Source organism: Protofrankia symbiont of Coriaria myrtifolia (assembly GCF_900634755.1).
GTDB lineage: Bacteria > Actinomycetota > Actinomycetes > Frankiales > Frankiaceae > Protofrankia > Protofrankia coriariae.
Genome location: NZ_CAAAFS010000358.1, coordinates 5,879 through 7,854, shown reverse-complemented (window position 1 = coordinate 7,854; position 1,976 = coordinate 5,879). Strand labels below are relative to the sequence as shown.

Below are 1,976 nucleotides of genomic sequence, written 5' to 3'. Positions count from 1 at the left end.
CCGGCGCGGGCACTAGCGCGCGGGCGGGGCCTCGTTGCCGTTTCCCCCCGGATCCGACGGCGTCGGCGGCGCCGGATCGGTGGACAACTCTGTGGATGTTTCCGCGGGTGGTTCGCCCGGCGGCCCGACGGTCGTCGCCGGGCGCGCGCGTCCGCTGGCCGGTGCCTGCGCGCGTTCCGTCTCGATCAGCTCGGTCAGCCAGCGAACCTCGCGTTCGACGGACTCAAGGCCGTGGCGCTGCAGCTCGAGGGTGTAGGAGTCGAAACGCTCACGGGTCCTGGCCAGCGCGGAGCGGACCTTCTCGCGCCGTTCCTCCAGCCGGCCGCGGCGGCCTTCGAGGATGCGCAGCCGCACGTCCGCGTCGGTCTTGCCGAAGAACGCGAACCGGACGCCGAACATCTCGTCCTCCCAGGAGGACGGGCCGCCCTCGCCGAGCAGGGCGGCCAGGCGCTCCTTGCCCTCGGCGGTGAGGGTGTAGACGACGCGGCTGCGGCCGCCGAGACGGTTCGCGGCGCTGGAGTCGTCGGCCGTGACGTAGTGCTCGGCCTGCAGCTTGCGCAGGCAGGGGTACAGCGAGCCGTAGCTGAAGCGATGGAAGGTGCCCAGCACGGTGTTGAGGCGTTTGCGCAGCTCGTAGCCGTGCATGGGGCTCTCGGAGAGCAGCGCGAGGACGGCCAGCTCCAACATCCTCGCTCCTTTCCTCGGAAGTCATCGGAGGTCAGCCGTGACGCTGACGTGACCGGTGTGTCCAGGACGGCTCGCCGCCGCGATCCGTCGGTTCGATCTGTTCGTCTGTGCTGATCCGGCGATGGGACGTACTGATCCGGCGGTGAGCCGTGCCGTCACGGGGCCGTGCCACCGCAAGGCCGTGTCACCGCGAAGCTGTGTCTGTGCGTGAGCTGTGTCTGTGTGCGAGCTGTATCTGTATGAACTGTGTCCGTACGAACTGTGTCCGTACGAGTTGTGCGGGGCCGTACCCGCCTGGCGCCGTACCCGCCAGGTGTCGCACCCGGCTGGGAACCGCGGCGGCTGGGAACCGCGGCTGGCCAGGACATCTCTGACCAGGATCTTTCTAGTCGGGACGTCTCTGTAAGACATATCGTTTCGATACATCGAGCATGCCACTTCGGGATAACGAAGGCAACCGGAGGTGTCCGGTACAGAAAGGCGGGATGGCTGGATCGTTGCCACCGGCCCGGAGTCCGTCCTGTCGGTATTTGTATGGACAACCATTACGTGTCGTGTCCGGCGCCCGGAGTCCTTTCGGCGTCGCATGGGCTTGTGTCCGGAGCGTCTGCCAGCGCGACGCATCCGGCGTACCGTCTTATGCCATGCGTCCACGGTCGGTTGTCGACTACGCGCTCGCCCGGCGGGCGACACTCGCTGACCTGCATGCCGGCAGAGTGTCGACCACGGATGTGTGTGACGCGCACCCGTACCTGCTGCGGGCGGCCAGATATCACGGGGAGGCGAGCGGCAGACGCTGCCCGGTCTGCCGGGGCCGCGAGCCGTTGATCAACGTCACATATACCTATGGTGACGAGCTTGGCGTCAGTTCCGGCCGGGTACGGGCGACCAGGGACCTGCCGGCCCTCGCGCGGCAGTTCAGCGAGCTACGGGTCTACGTCGTGGAGGTCTGCACGTCCTGCTCCTGGAACCACCTGATCATGTCATTCGTGATCGGAACCGGTCGGCCCCGGGTCAAACGGACGGCCCGCCGCAGGACGGCCGAGGAGTAGTCGGGGCCCGGGCCCACCATCGCAGGGTTTCCCGCACGTTGGCGGGAACCCGGTGGACGGGCGGTTGCGGGGGGCGGCGTACCGTCTGACAACAGCCACCGACGACGCGGGGTTCACTCCCGCAGCCACGGACGGGACTGTCAGTGAGGCCAACATCTACGATCGGGACGTGTACCCGCGCGATGACGACGGCCGTACCCACGTTCGCCGCACTCCGGCCGACCGCACTCCGGCCGA

The 1,976-nt window shown here is 68.1% G+C and carries 2 protein-coding genes; one reads left to right on the top strand and one right to left on the bottom strand.

What is annotated here, in order from left to right:
- Positions 1-12: 12 nt before the first annotated feature.
- On the bottom strand, positions 13-687 hold the full coding sequence (locus tag CM1CMNOD_RS21080) for a PadR family transcriptional regulator (protein ID WP_013875622.1): 675 nt from the start codon (positions 685-687) through the stop codon (positions 13-15).
- Between the two features lie 644 nt (positions 688-1,331).
- Between CM1CMNOD_RS21080 and CM1CMNOD_RS21075 the strand changes: the two genes are divergently transcribed.
- On the top strand, positions 1,332-1,739 hold the full coding sequence (locus CM1CMNOD_RS21075) for a DUF5318 family protein (RefSeq protein WP_013875621.1): 408 nt from the start codon (positions 1,332-1,334) through the stop codon (positions 1,737-1,739).
- Positions 1,740-1,976: the final 237 nt, after the last annotated feature.